Consider the following 15,750-nt stretch of genomic DNA (forward strand, 5'->3'; position numbering starts at 1 on the left):
CGTGGCCACCACCCTGGTGGCCACGGCGGTTCCGTCCTCGGCGGCGCCCTCCGCCGGACCGGCCCCGGCCGCCGGCTGCCCCCGCCTCTCCGGCGGGTGGAGCGGCGACAACCGGGAACGGCTGCAGCGGCTGATCGACACCGAGGGGCCGTGCGCCACCGGTCGCCGCGGCGCGCGCCCGGTGGCCGTCTTCGACTGGGACAACACGGTCGTCAAGAACGACGTCACCGACGCCACCCTCTCCTGGGCCCTGCGCCACGACCGGCTGCGACGGCCCGCCGACTGGTCCGGCACCAGCCCTTGGCTCACCCCCGCCGCCGGGACCGCCCTGCGGAGGGCGTGCGGGCACAAGCCCGCGGGCGGGGCGATGCCGACCTCGGCGATGCCGGCCTGCGCCGACGAGATCTCGCTGATCCGGGAGACCGGGCGGACCGCCGCCGGTGAGCCCGCCTTCGCCGGGAGGTGGAACCACCGCAGGACCGTTCCCCAGTACGCCTGGGTGCCCCGGCTCTTCGCCGGCCTCACCCCGCAGGAGGTCCGCCAGGTGGCCGAGGCGGCCCGGAAGGAGGCGCTGGCCGCCCCCGTCGGGTCGACGGTGCGGCTGGGCACCCGGACGGTGCCGGCCTACGTCCGCTACTACGACCAGCAGCGGGAGCTCGTCGAGGCCCTGCGCGCGGCCGGGTTCGCGGTGTACGTGGTCTCCGCCGGCTTCGAACCGGTCACCGAGGTCTGGTCGCGGGCGGTCGGGGTGGACGCCGCGCACACCGTCGCCATCCGCGCGGTGACGGACGCCCGGGGGCGGATCACCATGGACGCCGAGGGGTGCGGGGGCACCGGCGTCAACCGGGGGGAGGTCATCCCGTACGTCGAGGGCAAGCGCTGCTGGGTCAACGAGGAGATCTACGGGGTGCGGGGCGCCGCCGCCTGGGAGCGGCGGGAACCCGCGCGGCGGCCGGTCCTCGGCGCGGGCGACGCGGACACCGACGTCACCTTCGTGGGGGACGCCACCGGGCTGCGGCTGGTGCTCGACCGGCACAAGCCGGAGATCATGTGCCGGGCCCTCGACGACGCGGACGGCAGGTGGCTGGTCCAGCCGATGTTCATCGAGCCGCTGCCCGCGCCGGAACGCGGCTACCCGTGCTCCACGACGGCGTTCGTCCGCCCCGACGGAACCGGCGCGCCGGTGCGGCGGGACGACGGCACGGTCGTCCCCGACCAGCCGCTGTGATCCGGCCGGCCGCTGTGACCGGCCGGCGCCCGTTCCGTCCGGCTCACAGGAACGTCATGCCCTCGCCGCGGTAGGTCGGCACCGTGCCGGTGACCCGGTCGCCCTCCACCAGGTGCAGGGCGGCGAAGCGCTCGCACAGCTCGCCGGCCTTCGCGTGCCGGAACCACACCCGGTCGCCGATCAGCAGATCGTCCGCCGCCGACCCCAGCAGCGGCGTCTGCACCTCTCCGGCGCCCTCCATCGGGTCGTACCGCAGCCCTTCCGGAAGGTACGGCTGCGGGAGCCGGTCCCGCCCGGGGGCGCCGGAGGCCGGATAGCCGCCGCCCAGCACCGTCACCACGCCCACGCCGGGACGCCGCACCACCGGCTGGGCGAACAGGGCGGCCGGGCGGGCCCGGAAGGACGTGTAGTCGTCGAAGAGCCGCGGCGCGAACAGGCCCGACCCGGCGGCCACCTCGGTGACCGACTCCTCCGCCGCCGTGTGCTGCACGCTGCCGGTGCCGCCGCCGTTGACGAACTCCAGGTGCGGCGCCGCCTCCCGCACCGCGCGGACCGCCGCCGCCCGGCGCGCCGCCAGCTCACGGCGGGCGGCGGCCTGCATCAGCCGCACCGCCCGGGACTTCAGCGGCTTCCCGGCCACCGCGTCGCCCACCCCGGCCACGTGCCCCTCGTACGCCATCACGCCCACCAGGCGGAACCCGGGCCGGCCGGCCACCGCGCGGGCCAGCTCCGCCAGCTGCCCGGGGGAGTGCAGCGGGGAGCGGCGGGCGCCCACCCGGACCCGTCCGCCCAGCAGCCGCAGGGAGGTGTCCAGCTCGGCACAGACGCGGACCGTCTCCCGGCCCCCGCCGCGCGCCTCCTCGATCAGCCGCAGCTGGGCCGGGTCGTCCACCGTCACCGTCACCGCGGCGGCGAGCTTCGGATCCGCGCACAGCTCGGCGAAGCCGGCCCGGTCCGCCGACGGGTAGGCGCACAGCACGTCCTCGAACCCGCCGCGGGCCAGCCACAGCGACTCGGCCAGCGTGTACGACATGATCCCGGCGAACCCCGGCCGGGCCAGCACCCGTTCCAGCAGGGCCCGGCAGCGCACCGACTTGGAGGCCACCCGGACCGGCTTGCCGCCGGCCCGGCGGACCAGGTCGTCGGCGTTGGCGTCGAAGGCCTCCAGGTCGACGACGGCCAGGGGTGCGTCGAGATGGGCGGTGGCCCGGTCGTACCGGGCGCGATCGGCGGCTCGCGCTGTCATGGACGCAGACTGCCAGGCATGGCCACGCCAGGGTAGGGGGACGATCCGGGCAGATGCCGCGACCCCGTGAACCGGTTCCCGCGCCGGCCGCGTCTGGCCGTAGAGTGACGCGCACACCAGGCACGGAGGCGAGGGTGGAGATGAGCACGGAAGCGCGCCGTCCGGTTCCTCCGGTCAGGCCGCCGCACGACCCCTCGGCCTCCTCCATGCCCGCCGCTCCGCAGTCCGCCGCCCCACGGCCCGCCGCACCGCAGTCCGCCGCACCGCACCGCCGTGACGCGGAGGAGCGGGCGGACGGCGCGCCGCCACCGCGAGGGGCCCGCCCGGGCGCGCCGTCCCGCCGGGTGCGTGCGGGGCCGGCCGCACCGGGGCCCGGGGCCCTCGTCCGCGTCGGCCGCCGCCTGCGCGCGCCGCCTGCGCCCGACTCCCCCCGGAGGGCCTGTTCCGGAGGTGTCTCCGTTTCCGGAGGTGTCTCCGTTTCCGGAGGTGTCTCCGTCGCCGAGGTCCCGGCCTCGCCCGGGCGGGTGGGGGTGCCCCGGACGATTCCCGGACGGATTCCCGGGGAGGGCCCCCGCCCCGGGGGCCCTCCCCGGGGAGGATCCCCGTCGCCCCCGGCGGTCCGCCCGCGGGCGGTGCGGGGACCCGGCCGCCGACCGGGGGCGGGCGGCGCGGGGATAGGGTCGGGGGCGTGAACAAGAACATCCCGGACCCCGGCTTCGCGGACGACGACGGTTCCGCGGACCCGCTGCTCGCCGCCGCCCTGGAGGCCTGGTCGAAGGACCGGACCGCGCACGGCCCGGTGCTGGAGGCGCTGAGGAACGCCCGGCTCCTGGTACCCGTGGTCGCCGTGCTCGGCGAGGTCGAGGAGGACGAGAACGGGCTGCGCCGCGAGAAGACCAGCGACATGGCCGTTCCCACCCTGAAGGCCGGCTCCCGCACCGCGCTCCCCGCCTTCACCTCCACCGAGGCGCTCGCCCTGTGGGACCCGGCGGCCCGCCCCGTCGCCGTCCCGCTGCACCAGGCGCTCCAGGCCGCCGCGCACGAGAAGGCGGACACGGTCGTCCTGGACATGGCCGGACCGGTGCCCTACGAGCTGAACCGTCCGGCGCTGCTCGCGCTGGCCGAGGGCCGCACCTCCCTGGACCCGCTGTCCGACCCCGCGGTCGCCGCCGCGGTCCGCGAGGCGGTGGCCGCCGAGACCGCCGTGGACCGCGCGTACCTGGTGCCGGGGGAGCGGGACGCAATGCTGGCGCTGGTGCTGGAGGACCCGCAGGCCGCCCCCGCGGTGGTCCGCTCGGTCGCGGGCCGGCTGGCCGCCGACGAGACGCTGAGGGCCCGCCTGCTGCGGGGCCTCGACCTGGCGGTGGTGCCGGCCGGGACCCCGTTGCCGGGCGAGCCCCTCTTCGCGCGCTAGACGGGCGGGCCGGCCCGGGGGATCAGCCCCAGACGGGGCCCGTGTACTTCTCGCCCGGGCCCTGCCCCGGCTCGTCCGGGACGACGGAGGCCTCGCGGAAGGCGAGCTGCAGCGACTTCAGGCCGTCCTTCAGCGGGGCGGCGTGGAAGGAGCTGATCTCGGTCGCGCCGGCGTCCAGCAGGCCGGCCAGGGCGGAGATCAGCTTGCGGGCCTCGTCGAGGTCCTTGTACTTGTCGCCCTCCTCGGTGAGGCCGAGGTGGACCGCGGCGGCGCTCATCAGGTTGACGGCGACCGTCACGATGACCTCGACGGCGGGGACCTCCGCGATGTCGCGGGTCATGGCGTCGAAGTCGGGCGTCGCGGCGTTCTCGGCGTGCTCGTGGGCGCCCGAGGGGGAGGTCTCACTCATGGGTCACACGATAGGCGCAGGCCCGCGGAGGCTCGCGCCCGGGAGCCCGGGGCGGCGCCGGGCGGACCGGGCGGGGCCCCGGCCGGGTGCGCGGCGGACGCCGGTTGGCGTGCCGCAGCCATGAGCTGCTAACCTGGTGTGACGACCGGCCGGACACGTGCGTCGCGAGACCGCGGACCCGGCCCACAAGTGGAGTCCTTCGAACTCCCACCTGGCTGCCCTCCGGGCGGCGGGTCACCGGTCAGGCGAAAGCCGCCCGCCCAGGGCGTCGGTCGCCGATGTGCGCCCCGTGATGTTTCACGGCGGTGCTCCGGTAGCAGTTCGAGGAGCCCCGCGTGTGAAACCGTCCGGGGCATTTTTCTTGCGCCGGCGCGGTTAGGTCCTACGAACACATAGACGTCCGCGGCTGTCACACCAGGCTGCCGCGTGGTGCTACCGAGGAGGATCCATCAGCGCCGAGCCCCGCATCAACGACCGGATTCGCGTTCCCGAGGTGCGACTTGTCGGTCCCAGCGGCGAGCAGGTCGGGATTGTCCCGCTTGCCAAGGCCCTGGAGCTTGCGCAGGAGTACGACCTGGACCTGGTCGAGGTCGCGGCGAACGCCCGTCCGCCCGTGTGCAAGCTCATGGACTACGGGAAGTTCAAGTACGAGTCGGCCATGAAGGCCCGTGAGGCGCGCAAGAACCAGGCGCACACGGTCATCAAGGAGATGAAGCTCCGGCCGAAGATCGACCCGCACGACTACGACACCAAGAAGGGTCACGTCGTCCGGTTCCTCAAGCAGGGCGACAAGGTCAAGATCACGATCATGTTCCGCGGTCGTGAGCAGTCCCGTCCCGAACTGGGCTACCGACTGCTGCAGCGTCTCGCGGAGGATGTCGCCGACCTCGGGTTCGTGGAGTCGAACCCGAAGCAGGACGGCCGCAACATGATCATGGTCCTCGGTCCGCACAAGAAGAAGACCGAGGCGATGGCCGAGGCCCGCGAGGCCCAGGCGGCCCGCAAGGCGGAGGCGAAGGCCAACCCCGGCAAGTCGCAGAACGCCGCCGAGGCCCCGGCCCCCGCCGACGGCCAGGCCGAGGCTTCGACCGACGCCTGATCTTCCCGGACGCACGTCCGGGGATTGTCCACCGAAACAGAGCGACGCTCCACCACGTGCCCGGCCTGGCCGCCGGAAGGCAGCCGAACCGGGCACGGGAGCGCCACGACGAGGAGAGAACGGCGCTATGCCGAAGAACAAGTCGCACAGCGGTGCCAGCAAGCGCTTCAAGGTCACCGGCTCCGGCAAGGTGCTCCGTGAGCGCGCCGGCAAGCGCCACCTGCTCGAGCACAAGTCGTCCCGTCTGACGCGTCGCCTCACCGGCAACGCCGAGATGGCCCCGGGCGACGCCAAGAAGATCAAGAAGCTTCTCGGCAAGTGACGTCCGGCGGCCCGCGCCGCCGTACGCCAGTCAGACCGGGACCCAGTCGTTTCCGGGCCGTGTGAGCATCTACCACGGCCCCGCTACAAGGAGTAAAAAGTGGCACGCGTCAAGCGGGCAGTCAACGCCCACAAGAAGCGCCGGGCGATCCTCGAGCAGGCCTCCGGCTACCGCGGTCAGCGTTCGCGCCTGTACCGCAAGGCCAAGGAGCAGGTCACCCACTCGCTGGTCTACAACTACAACGACCGCAAGAAGCGCAAGGGCGACTTCCGTCAGCTGTGGATCCAGCGCATCAACGCCGCTGCCCGCGCCAACGGCATGACCTACAACCGCTTCATCCAGGGTCTGAAGGCCGCCAACGTCGAGGTGGACCGCAAGATCCTCGCCGAGCTCGCCGTCAACGACGCCACCGCGTTCGCGGCGCTGATCGAGGTCGCGCAGAAGGCGCTTCCCGCGGACGTGAACGCGCCGAAGGCCGCGTGACGTCTGCCGGGTGACCACCGGCTGTGACACCCCGGACCCGCAGGCCTGACGGCCTGCGGGTCCGGGCGTGTGTGGGGCCCCGGCCCGACACGGCCGGCCCGCGCCTCCTCCCCCCTGTCCCGACGCCCGCGCCCCGCCGCCCCGCTCCCGAAGGTGAGTCCATGCCCTCCGCAGCCCCCGAGCTGATCTCCCCCCGTTCCCCTCGCGTGGGCGCCGCCCGACGGCTGGCGAAGCGGAACTTCCGGAGCAAGGAGCGGCTGTTCCTCGCCGAGGGCCCGCAGGCGGTCCGCGAGGCCGCGGCGCACCGCGGCGAGGACGGCGCCCCCACCCTCACCGAGCTGTTCACCACCCCCGAGGCCGCCGACCGGTACCCCGACATCGTCGGCGACGCCCGCGCGGCCGGCGCCCGGGTGCACCTCGCGGACGAACAGGTGATCGCCGACATCTCCACCACGGTCACCCCGCAGGGCCTGGTCGGAGTCTGCCGCTTCCTGGACACCCCGTTCGAGGAGATCCTCCGCGCCCGCCCCCGGCTGGTCGCCGTGCTCGCCAACGTCCGCGACCCCGGCAACGCCGGCACCGTGCTGCGCTGCGCCGACGCGGCCGGCGCCGAGGCCGTGGTGCTCACCGACGCCTCCGTGGACCTCTACAACCCCAAGGCGGTCCGCGCCTCCGTCGGCTCCCACTTCCACCTGCCGGTGGCGGTCGGGGTGCCCGTGGAGGCCGCCGTCGCCGGTCTCAAGGAGGCCGGTGTGACCGTCCTGGCCGCCGACGGCGCCGGCACCCACGACCTGGACCACGAGCTGGACACCGGCTCCATGGGGGGCCCCACCGCCTGGGTCTTCGGCAACGAGGCGTGGGGCCTGCCGGAGGAGACCCGCGCGCTCGCCGACGCCGTGGTGCGCGTCCCCATCCACGGCAGGGCCGAGAGCCTCAACCTCGCCACGGCCGCCGCCGTGTGCCTCTACGCCTCCGCCCGTGCACAGCGCGCCGCCGGAGGGTGCCGCTCCGTCACCGGCAGCTAGTAGGGTGACTGCCTCGGGGGCCCTGACCAACAGGCAGAGGTGGTTACGGGGATGAGCGTCGGCACCGGTACACCGACGGGGAAGCCGTCCGGCACCGCGCCGGGCGCGCCGGCCCCGTGCGAGAACGCGCGCGCCCCGTACCCGATGGCCCCCGACGACCTGCCCGACGGCCTGGTCGTCGCCGACGAGCGCGGCCGGGTGGTCTGCTTCAACGCCGCCGCCGAACGGATCACCGCCATCGCGGCCGACGAGGCGCTCGGCCTCTCCCTGGAACGCGCCCTGCCGCTGGAGGACCTCGAGGGCCGCCGCTGGTGGCGGCTGACCGACCCCTACGGCGGCCTCGCCACCCGCACCCGCCAGCCCGAGCGCAACCTGCTCCTGCCCGGCGGCCGCGAGGTGCTGGTCTCCGCCCGCTACGTCCGCGAGCGGCCCGCCGGGCCGGTGCGCCGGGTGGTGGTCTGCCTGCGCGACACCGAGGCCCGCCGCCGCACCGAACGCAGCCACGCCGAGCTGATCGCCACCGTCGCCCACGAACTGCGCTCGCCGCTGACCTCCGTGAAGGGGTTCACGGCCACCCTGCTCGCCAAGTGGGAGCGCTTCACCGACGACCAGAAGCGGCTGATGCTGGAGACCGTCGACGCCGACGCCGACCGGGTCACCCGCCTGATCGCCGAACTCCTCGACATCTCCCGCATCGACTCCGGCCGCCTCGAACTGCGCCGCCAGCCCGTCGACATCGCCGCCGCCGTCGACCGCCACATCCAGGCCCACGTCGCCGCCGGCCAGAGCCCCGACCGGTTCAGGCTCCGCGTCGAGCGGCCGCTGCCCGGCCTGTGGGCCGACCCCGACAAGATCGACCAGGTGCTCGGCAACCTGCTGGAAAACGCCGTGCGCCATGGCGACGGAACTGTCACCATCGAGGTCACGGCCCAGGCCCCGCCCCGCGAGGGGGAGGAGGCCACCACGTCGGTCACCGTGAGCGACGAGGGCCCCGGCATCCCGGAGGAGTCCATGAACCGCGTCTTCACCCGCTTCTGGCGGGGCAGCAAGCGCGGCGGCACCGGCCTCGGGCTCTACATCGTCAAGGGCATCGTCGAGGCCCACTCCGGTGTCATCACGGTCGGGCGGGCCGCCTCCGGCGGCGCCCAGTTCCGATTTACCCTGCCCGTGGGCACCCCGGCGCACCTTCTCTGAGAGATCACCGGTGCCGGACCGCGGCCCACGGGCGCGATCGCGCGTACCCGCCCCGTTAGACTCGGCCACTGGCACCTTTGTGTCCCCGTTCCCGGGACACGGCTGCCGGGACACGCCGCCCGTCATCCGGACGGCGGCCCAGGACAGGCCGTCCAGGCGGGGCCACTCCAGCCAGCCAATCGGAAGAGCACGGGAAGAGATGTCGGCACCGAATAAGTCGTACGACCCGGTCGAGGTCGAGGCGTTGAAACCGGAAAACATCGAGCGCATGCGGGACGAGGCGCTCGCCGCCTTCGCCGCCGCCGACTCGCTCGAGGCCCTCCAGGAGGCGAAGACCGCCCACGCCGGCGGCACCTCGCCGCTGTCCCTCGCCAACCGCGAGATCGGCGCCCTGCCGCCGCAGGCCAAGGCCGAGGCGGGCAAGCGCGTGGGCCAGGCCCGCGGCGCCGTCAACAAGGCGCTCGCCGCCCGCCAGGCGGAGCTGGAGGCCGAGCGCGACGCCCGTGTCCTGGTCGAGGAGTCGGTGGACGTCACCCTCCCCCACGACCGCGTCCCGGCCGGCGCCCGCCACCCGCTCACCACCATGATGGAGCGCGTCGCGGACGTCTTCGTCTCCATGGGGTACGAGATCGCCGAGGGCCCCGAGGTCGAGGCGGAGTGGTTCAACTTCGACGCCCTGAACTTCGGCCCGGACCACCCGGCCCGGCAGATGCAGGACACCTTCTTCGTCGAGGGCCCGAAGGGGCCCGGAGGCACCGACGGCGGGTCCGGTGTCGTGCTGCGCACCCACACCTCCCCGGTGCAGGCGCGCGCCCTGCTCGACCGCGAGCCGCCGGTCTACGTGGTCTGCCCGGGCCGCGTCTACCGCACCGACGAGCTGGACGCCACGCACACCCCCGTCTTCCACCAGATCGAGCTCCTCGCCGTCGACGAGGGCCTGACCATGGCGGACCTCAAGGGCACCCTGGACCACATGGTCCAGTCGCTGTTCGGCGCGGACATGAAGACCCGGCTGCGGCCGAACTTCTTCCCGTTCACCGAGCCGTCCGCCGAGATGGACATGCTCTGCTACGTCTGCAGGGGCGAGTCCGTCGGCAACCCCGACCGACCCTGCCGCACCTGCTCCAGCGAGGGCTGGATCGAGCTCGGCGGCTGCGGCATGGTCAACCCGCGGGTGCTCACCGCCTGCGGCGTCGACCCGGAGAAGTACAGCGGCTTCGCCTTCGGGTTCGGCATCGAGCGGATGCTGATGTTCCGCCACAACGTCGAAGACATGCGAGACATGGTCGAGGGTGACGTCCGGTTCACCCGGCCGTTCGGGATGGAGATCTGATGCGGGTCCCGCTTTCTTGGCTGCGGGAGTACGTCGACCTGCCGGCGACGGAGACCGGGCGCGACGTCCAGGCCAAGCTCATTTCGGCCGGTCTGGAGGTCGAGACCGTCGAGCGGCTCGGCGCCGACCTCAAGGGCCCCCTGGTCGTCGGCCAGGTGCTGACCATCGAGGAGCTGGAGGGCTTCAAGAAGCCCATCCGCTTCTGCACCGTCGACGTCGGCCGGGCCAACGGCACCGGTGAGCCCCAGGAGATCGTCTGCGGCGCCCGGAACTTCTCCGTCGGCGACAAGGTCGTCGTGGTCCTCCCCGGCGCCACCCTGCCCGGCGGCTTCCAGATCGCCGCGCGCAAGACCTACGGCAAGGTCTCGCACGGCATGATCTGCTCCACCGACGAGCTCGGCATGGGCGACGACGGCTCCCACGGCATCATCGTCCTGCCGCCCGAGCACGAGGTGGGCACCGACGCCGTCGAGCTGCTCGAGCTGGTCGACGAGGTCCTCGACATCGCCGTCACCCCCGACCGCGGCTACTGCCTGTCGATGCGCGGCGTCGCCCGTGAGACCGCCACCGCCTACGGCCTGCCGCTGCGCGACCCGGCGCTGCTCGACGTGCCCGCGCCCAACGCGTTCGGCTACCCCGTCCAGATCACCGACCCGCGCGGCTGCGACCGGTTCACCGCCCGCACCGTCACCGGCATCGCGCCGGGCACCCGGTCGCCGATCTGGCTGCAGCGCCGCCTCCAGAAGGCCGGCATGCGCCCGATCTCGCTGCCCGTCGACATCACCAACTACGTGATGCTGGAGCTCGGCCAGCCGCTGCACGCCTACGACCGCACCCGCGTCCAGGGCGCGATCGGCGTGCGCCGCGCCGAGCAGGGCGAGAAGCTCACCACGCTCGACGGGGTGACCCGCACCCTCGACGCCGAGGACCTGGTCATCGCCGACGACCGCGGCGCGATCGGCCTGGCCGGCGTCATGGGCGGCGCCAACACGGAGATCGGCGACGGCCTGGAGAGCCACACCACCGAGGTGGTCATCGAGGCCGCGCACTTCGACCCGATCGCCATCGCCCGCACCGCGCGCCGGCACAAGCTGTCCAGCGAGGCATCCCGCCGCTTCGAGCGCGGCGTCGACCCGCTGGCCGCGGCCGCCGCCGCGCAGCGCACCGTCGACCTGCTGGTCCTGCTGGCCGGCGGCACCGCCGACGCCGGCGTCACCGAGGTCGTCGCGCCCACCGCGCCCGCCACCATCTCCCTCCCCGCCGACCACCCCGACAAGGTGGCCGGCATGGCGTACGGACGCGAGACCGTGGTGCGCCGCCTCCAGGAGATCGGCTGCGACGTCTACGGACAGGACGAGCTGGTCGTCACCGTGCCCTCCTGGCGGCCCGACCTGACCGACCCGAACGACCTCGCCGAGGAGGTCATCCGGCTCGAGGGCTACGAGAACCTGCCCTCCACGCTGCCCAGGCCGCCGGCCGGCCGCGGGCTCACCACCCGCCAGCGGCTGCACCGCCGGATCGGCCGCGCGCTGGCCGCCGCCGGCTACGTCGAGGCCCCGAACTACCCGTTCATCGGCACCCAGGTCCTCGACCAGCTCAACGTGCCCGCCGACGACCCGCGGCGCACCCTCGTCACCCTGGTGAACCCGCTCTCCGACGAGGAGCCGGCGCTGCGCACCACGCTGCTGCCGGGCCTGCTGGGCGCGCTGCGGCGCAACGACGGCCGCGGCTCGCACGACCTCGCGCTCTTCGAGACCGGTCTGGTGTTCCACCCGAAGGCCGAGCGGAGCGTCGCCGGCATCCTGCCGGTGGACCGCCGTCCCGCCGACGAGGACCTCGCCGGCCTGCAGGCGGCGCTCCCCGACCAGCCCAAGCACGCCGCGGTCGTCCTGGCCGGCGCCCGCGAGCAGGCCGGCTGGTGGGGCAAGGGCCGCCCGGCCGACTGGGCCGACGCCGTCGAGGCGGCCCGGATCCTCGCCCGCGAGGCGGGGACCGAGCTGATCGTCCGCAAGGGCCAGTACGAGCCGTGGCACCCGGGCCGCTGCGCCGAGCTGGTGGTCGTCCTGGACGGCGAGGAGCGGGTCGTCGGACACGCCGGCGAGCTGCACCCCGGCGTGCTGAAGACGCTGGGCCTGCCCGCCCGGACCTGTGCCATGGAGATCGACCTGGACGCGCTGGAGCGCGCCTCGGCCGGCCCGGTGACCTCGCCGCGGATCTCCGCCATGCCGGTCGCCACCCAGGACGTGGCGCTCGTCGTCGACCAGGCGGTCCCGGCCGCCGAGGTCGAGGCGGCGCTGCGCGAGGGCGCGGGCGAACTGCTGGAGGCCATCCGGCTGTTCGACGTCTACCGCAACGAGGAGCAGCTCGGCGACGGCCGCAAGTCCCTCGCCTACGCGCTGCGGTTCCGCGCCGCCGACCGGACGCTGACCGCTGACGAGGCCTCGGCCGCGCGCGACGCGGCGGTGGCCACGGCCGCCGAGCGCTTCGGCGCGGTGCTGCGCGGGGCGTAGTCACCTCTGCGCGGTCACCCCGGCCGCACCGCCCGCGGGCCCGTCCTCCTCCCGGAGGGCGGGCCCGCGGGCGTCCCGGGGAAGGGGGACGGCGGGCCGGCGTCGGTGGCGTGAGGGGGAGGACGGCGGCCCGCCGAGGGACCAGGGAACCGTCCCGCCCCGGCGCGGCGGAAGCGTGCGCGCCGGGGCGGACGTGGCGTTCCGTTCGCACCCCGTGTGAAACGGGACCCACTACCCTGGCGGGACCGAGGCACCGGAGGCACCCCCATGACCCCGAGACAGCCCAACACCCTGCTGGACGCGCTCCTCGACGAGGCGGGAGTCTCCCACGCGGGCCTGGCCGCCCGCGTGAACGCCGCCGGCCAGGCCCGCGGACTCCGGCTCCGCTACGAGCACACCGCCGTGGCCCGCTGGCTCAAGGGCCAGCGCCCCCGGGGCCAGGTCCCCGACCTGATCTGCGAGGTGCTCTCGGCCCGCCTGCGCCGCCAGGTCACCCTGGACGACATCGGCCTCGGCGTCCCCGGCGCGCCCGCCTCCCCGCACGCCGGCTCCCTGTCCGGCTTCGTGGACCGCGCCACCGCGCTGTGGCGCTCCGACGAGCTCCAGCGGCCGCACGTCCTCGGCGCGCCCGCCGTCACCGGGACGCCCGCCGTGATGCCGGTGTGGGAGTGGGAGAACCCGCCCGAGGACACCGACGTCTCCCGCGGCGGCCACCACCGGGTCTCGCCGGACGACATCGAGACGCTGCGCGCCGCCCGCACCCACTACGAGCACATGTACCGCAAGGCCGGCGGGGTGGCGACCCGCGCCCGGGTGGTCGGCTTCCTCAACAACGAGGCCGCGCCCCTGCTGCGGGGCAGCTACCCGGACGCCACCGGGCGCCAGCTGCACCGCGCCACGGGCGCGCTGGTGGCCGTCGCCGGGATCTGCGCCTACGACTCGGACGCCCAGGGGCTCGCCCAGCGCTACTTCCACCAGGCGCTGCGGCTGGCGAAGTCCAGCGGCGACCGCGGCCTCGGCGCCTACGTCATCGCCCTGCTGGTCAACCAGGCGCTGTTCATGCGGGAGTTCCGCCAGGCCGTGGCGTTCGCGGAGGCCGCGTTACGCACGGCCGGGCGGCACATCACCCCGGCCCTCGCCTCCGACCTGTACGCCATGCAGGCCAAGGCGTACGCGCACCTCGGCGACGGAGCCGGCGCGCTCTCCTGCATCCGGCGGGCCGAGGAGGCCGCCGAACGCATCCACCGCGGCCAGGAACCGGACGAGACCGGTTATGTCCAGCCGGGCCTGGTCAACGTCCAGGTGGCGGAGGCCCTGCTGTCCCTGGGGGACCTGACCGCCGCCGGGGAGCACGCCGAGGCGGCCGTCGGGACGCCCGCGCACGACCGCGGGCGGGTGCACCGGCTGGCCATGCTCAGCCAGGTGGAACTCCGCCGCGGCGACGCCGACAAGGCCGTGGTCACCGCCACGGCGATGGCGCGGCTGGCCCGGGGCATGGAGTCCCAGCGGCTGCGGGACCGGCTCCGCACGGTCCGTGAACACCTGCTCCGCAGTGACTGCACGGGAACCCGCGAGGCCGCCGAACTCATCGACCTCGCCCTGCGGGTGCCGCTCCCGTAGCGGCCCGCGGCGGTCCGCGCACGCCGTCCCGCGCACGCCGCCCCGTGCCCTTCCGGCCCCTGCTGCCGCTCCCCGTGCTGCTGCGATATTGCCACTCACTCGTCGAACACCGTCGAAAGGTGGCAGAAAGATGCAATGGGCGAAACTCAGCGAACAACCGGTGTACGGAAACCGCTGGTTCGACGTCAACCTGGCCGACGTCCGGCTGCCCGACGGCCGGCACCTGGACCACTACCTGATCCGGATGCGGCCCGTCGCCGTGGCCACCATCGTCAACGAGGCCGACGAGGCGCTGCTGCTGTGGCGGCACCGCTTCATCACCGACAGCTGGGGCTGGGAACTGGCCGCCGGGGTGGTCGAGGACGGTGAGGCCCCGGCCGCCGCCGCGGCGCGCGAGCTGGAGGAGGAGACCGGCTGGCGGCCGGGGGCGCTGCGCCACCTGATGAGCGTGGAGCCCAGCAACGGACTCACCGACGCCCGGCACCACATCTACTGGTCGGACACCGGCGAGTTCGCCGGCCACCCGGTGGACGACTTCGAGTCGGACCGCCGGGAGTGGGTCCCGCTGAAGGTCGTCCCGGACCTGATCGCCCGGGGCGAGGTCCCGGCCTCCGGCATGGCCGCCGCGCTGCTGCTCCTGCACCACCTGCGGCTCGGCCAGGACGCGGCGGCCTGACCGGCGCGGTGCCCGTGCCGCGGGGACGGCGCACGGGCACCGCGGGGCCGGTGCGGTGCGGTGCGGTGCGGTGCGGAGCGGTGCGCTGCGGTGTCGCGCGGTGCCGGGCCGGCGGGCGTGGCCGTCCGTCCGGGGACGGAGGCCGGCCGGCTCAGGTCCCGGGAGCGGGTTCCCGTTCCCCCACCGCCAGCGGGGAGCGGGCGAGCACCACGCAGCCGGCGGCGATCAGGGCCAGCCCGGCCAGCTGCGGCAGCAGCCACCAGCCGGTGCGCACGTGCTCCCCGAACAGCGTCACCCCGAAGCAGACGCTGATCAGCGCGTCACCGAGGGTCAGCATCGGCTGCACGGCCACCAGCGAGCCCGCCTGGAGGGCGTTCTGCAGCAGGAACAGCGCACCCACCCCCGCGACGGCGGTGCCGTAGAGCTGCCACGCCGTCAGCAGCGCCCCCACGCCGCCGGCGTCCAGCCGCGCCATCGCGTCCTTCATCAGGGCGGCGGTCAGCGAGTAGCCGCAGGCCGCCGCCAGACCCAGCAGCGCCGCGCGGGCGTCACCGCGCGCGGTCCGCGCGGCGGTGAGCAGCGCGGCCTCGAAGGCGCCGGTCGCCAGCAGCGCGACGGTCCAGGTCGCGCCGTCCACACCGCCGTGCCCGCCGACCGGATCGGCGGAGGCGAGGGCGACCGCCAGCCCGCCCGTCACCGCGGCCACGCCGGCCCACAGGCGGGGCCGCACCGGGGTGCGGGTGATCAGGCCGGCGATCAGCAGGGTCGCCGGGAGTTCCAGCACGAAGATCGGCTGGACCAGTGCGATCGGTCCGGTGGCCAGGGCCACCGCCTGGCAGACGGCGGCCACGACCACCAGTGCGATGCCGGCCAGCCACACCCTCTGCCGCAGCAGCCGCCCGAACAGCGACAGCCGCATCGCCTCCCGGTCGGGGATCCCGCGGGCGGCCTGGCGCTGGAGCACCGTCGCCGTGCCATTGCTGAGCGCGGTCAGCACGGCGAAGAGAACGCTGATCACCCGCACCATCATGCGGGGGCACGGTCCGGGACGCGTGGCGCGACGTGCGGGCGGGGGAGTGGTGTCCCCGCGGCCGCGCCGGAGCGCGCCGTGCCGGACCCGCCGTGCGGGCCCTGCCGCCCCGGGCGGGCCGCGCGGGGCGCGTGGACCGGTCCTGCGGCGCGGGGCGGACC

General features: G+C 74.8%; 14 protein-coding genes. 11 read left to right on the top strand and 3 right to left on the bottom strand.

Going from position 1 to position 15,750, the window contains the following annotated elements; all coding sequences use genetic code 11:
• Position 1 precedes the first annotated feature (1 nt).
• Positions 2 to 1,228: a haloacid dehalogenase-like hydrolase gene (locus A2U95_RS17610; protein ID WP_166023662.1), complete on the top strand. Its 1,227-nt coding sequence runs from the start codon at positions 2 to 4 to the stop codon at positions 1,226 to 1,228.
• A 43-nt stretch (positions 1,229 to 1,271) separates the two neighbouring features.
• Here the strand turns inward: A2U95_RS17610 and A2U95_RS17615 are convergent, their stop codons facing one another.
• The gene (locus A2U95_RS17615) at positions 1,272 to 2,474 is read right to left on the bottom strand and encodes an amino acid deaminase/aldolase (RefSeq protein ID WP_166023664.1); all 1,203 of its coding nucleotides are present in this window, start codon (positions 2,472 to 2,474) and stop codon (positions 1,272 to 1,274) included.
• A gap of 688 nt (positions 2,475 to 3,162) precedes the next feature.
• On the opposite strand from A2U95_RS17615, the gene A2U95_RS17620 reads away from it, so the two are divergent.
• Positions 3,163 to 3,888, top strand: coding sequence for an SseB family protein (locus A2U95_RS17620; protein ID WP_166023666.1), 726 nt, complete (start codon positions 3,163 to 3,165; stop codon positions 3,886 to 3,888).
• Between the two features lie 22 nt (positions 3,889 to 3,910).
• Here the strand turns inward: A2U95_RS17620 and A2U95_RS17625 are convergent, their stop codons facing one another.
• Positions 3,911 to 4,297 (bottom strand): DUF1844 domain-containing protein, encoded by a 387-nt coding sequence (locus A2U95_RS17625; protein WP_166023668.1) that lies wholly within the window; start codon positions 4,295 to 4,297, stop codon positions 3,911 to 3,913.
• 448 nt (positions 4,298 to 4,745) lie between these two features.
• Here A2U95_RS17625 and infC point away from each other — a divergent pair, with 448 nt between their 5' ends.
• The 9 genes from infC to A2U95_RS17670 all read left to right on the top strand — a co-directional run bounded on the left by infC (position 4,746) and on the right by A2U95_RS17670 (position 14,559).
• On the top strand, positions 4,746 to 5,396 hold the full coding sequence (gene infC / locus A2U95_RS17630; protein WP_166025332.1) for a translation initiation factor IF-3: 651 nt from the start codon (positions 4,746 to 4,748) through the stop codon (positions 5,394 to 5,396).
• A gap of 127 nt (positions 5,397 to 5,523) precedes the next feature.
• Positions 5,524 to 5,718 (top strand): 50S ribosomal protein L35, encoded by a 195-nt coding sequence (rpmI, locus tag A2U95_RS17635; RefSeq protein ID WP_007829094.1) that lies wholly within the window; start codon positions 5,524 to 5,526, stop codon positions 5,716 to 5,718.
• A gap of 99 nt (positions 5,719 to 5,817) precedes the next feature.
• A complete protein-coding gene (rplT, locus tag A2U95_RS17640) occupies positions 5,818 to 6,201 on the top strand; it encodes a 50S ribosomal protein L20 (protein WP_151774738.1) in 384 nt (127 codons plus the stop codon).
• Positions 6,202 to 6,362: 161 nt separating this feature from the next.
• Positions 6,363 to 7,226, top strand: a complete 864-nt coding sequence (locus A2U95_RS17645; RefSeq protein WP_166023670.1) for a TrmH family RNA methyltransferase — start codon at positions 6,363 to 6,365, stop codon at positions 7,224 to 7,226.
• Positions 7,227 to 7,370: 144 nt separating this feature from the next.
• A complete protein-coding gene (locus tag A2U95_RS17650) occupies positions 7,371 to 8,420 on the top strand; it encodes a sensor histidine kinase (RefSeq protein ID WP_240957474.1) in 1,050 nt (349 codons plus the stop codon).
• Between the two features lie 199 nt (positions 8,421 to 8,619).
• On the top strand, positions 8,620 to 9,753 hold the full coding sequence (gene pheS, locus A2U95_RS17655; protein WP_166023674.1) for a phenylalanine--tRNA ligase subunit alpha: 1,134 nt from the start codon (positions 8,620 to 8,622) through the stop codon (positions 9,751 to 9,753).
• Positions 9,753 to 12,263, top strand: a complete 2,511-nt coding sequence (gene pheT / locus A2U95_RS17660) for a phenylalanine--tRNA ligase subunit beta (protein ID WP_166023676.1) — start codon at positions 9,753 to 9,755, stop codon at positions 12,261 to 12,263. The genes pheS and pheT overlap by 1 nt, the downstream gene beginning before the upstream one ends.
• Before the next feature lie 267 nt (positions 12,264 to 12,530).
• Entirely contained in the window at positions 12,531 to 13,883 is a 1,353-nt protein-coding gene (locus A2U95_RS17665) for an NsdA family TPR-like regulatory protein (RefSeq protein WP_166023678.1), read from the top strand.
• Positions 13,884 to 14,013: 130 nt separating this feature from the next.
• Positions 14,014 to 14,559, top strand: coding sequence for an NUDIX domain-containing protein (locus A2U95_RS17670; protein WP_166023680.1), 546 nt, complete (start codon positions 14,014 to 14,016; stop codon positions 14,557 to 14,559).
• 151 nt (positions 14,560 to 14,710) lie between these two features.
• Here A2U95_RS17670 and A2U95_RS17675 read toward each other — a convergent pair whose 3' ends face one another.
• Positions 14,711 to 15,577 carry a DMT family transporter gene (locus tag A2U95_RS17675; RefSeq protein WP_206282902.1) on the bottom strand — a complete coding sequence of 289 codons (867 nt, stop codon included), beginning with the start codon at positions 15,575 to 15,577 and terminating at the stop codon, positions 14,711 to 14,713.
• Positions 15,578 to 15,750 lie beyond the last annotated feature (173 nt).

It is taken from the genome of Streptomyces chilikensis (assembly GCF_001642695.1).
Taxonomy (GTDB): Bacteria; Actinomycetota; Actinomycetes; order Streptomycetales; family Streptomycetaceae; genus Streptomyces; species Streptomyces chilikensis.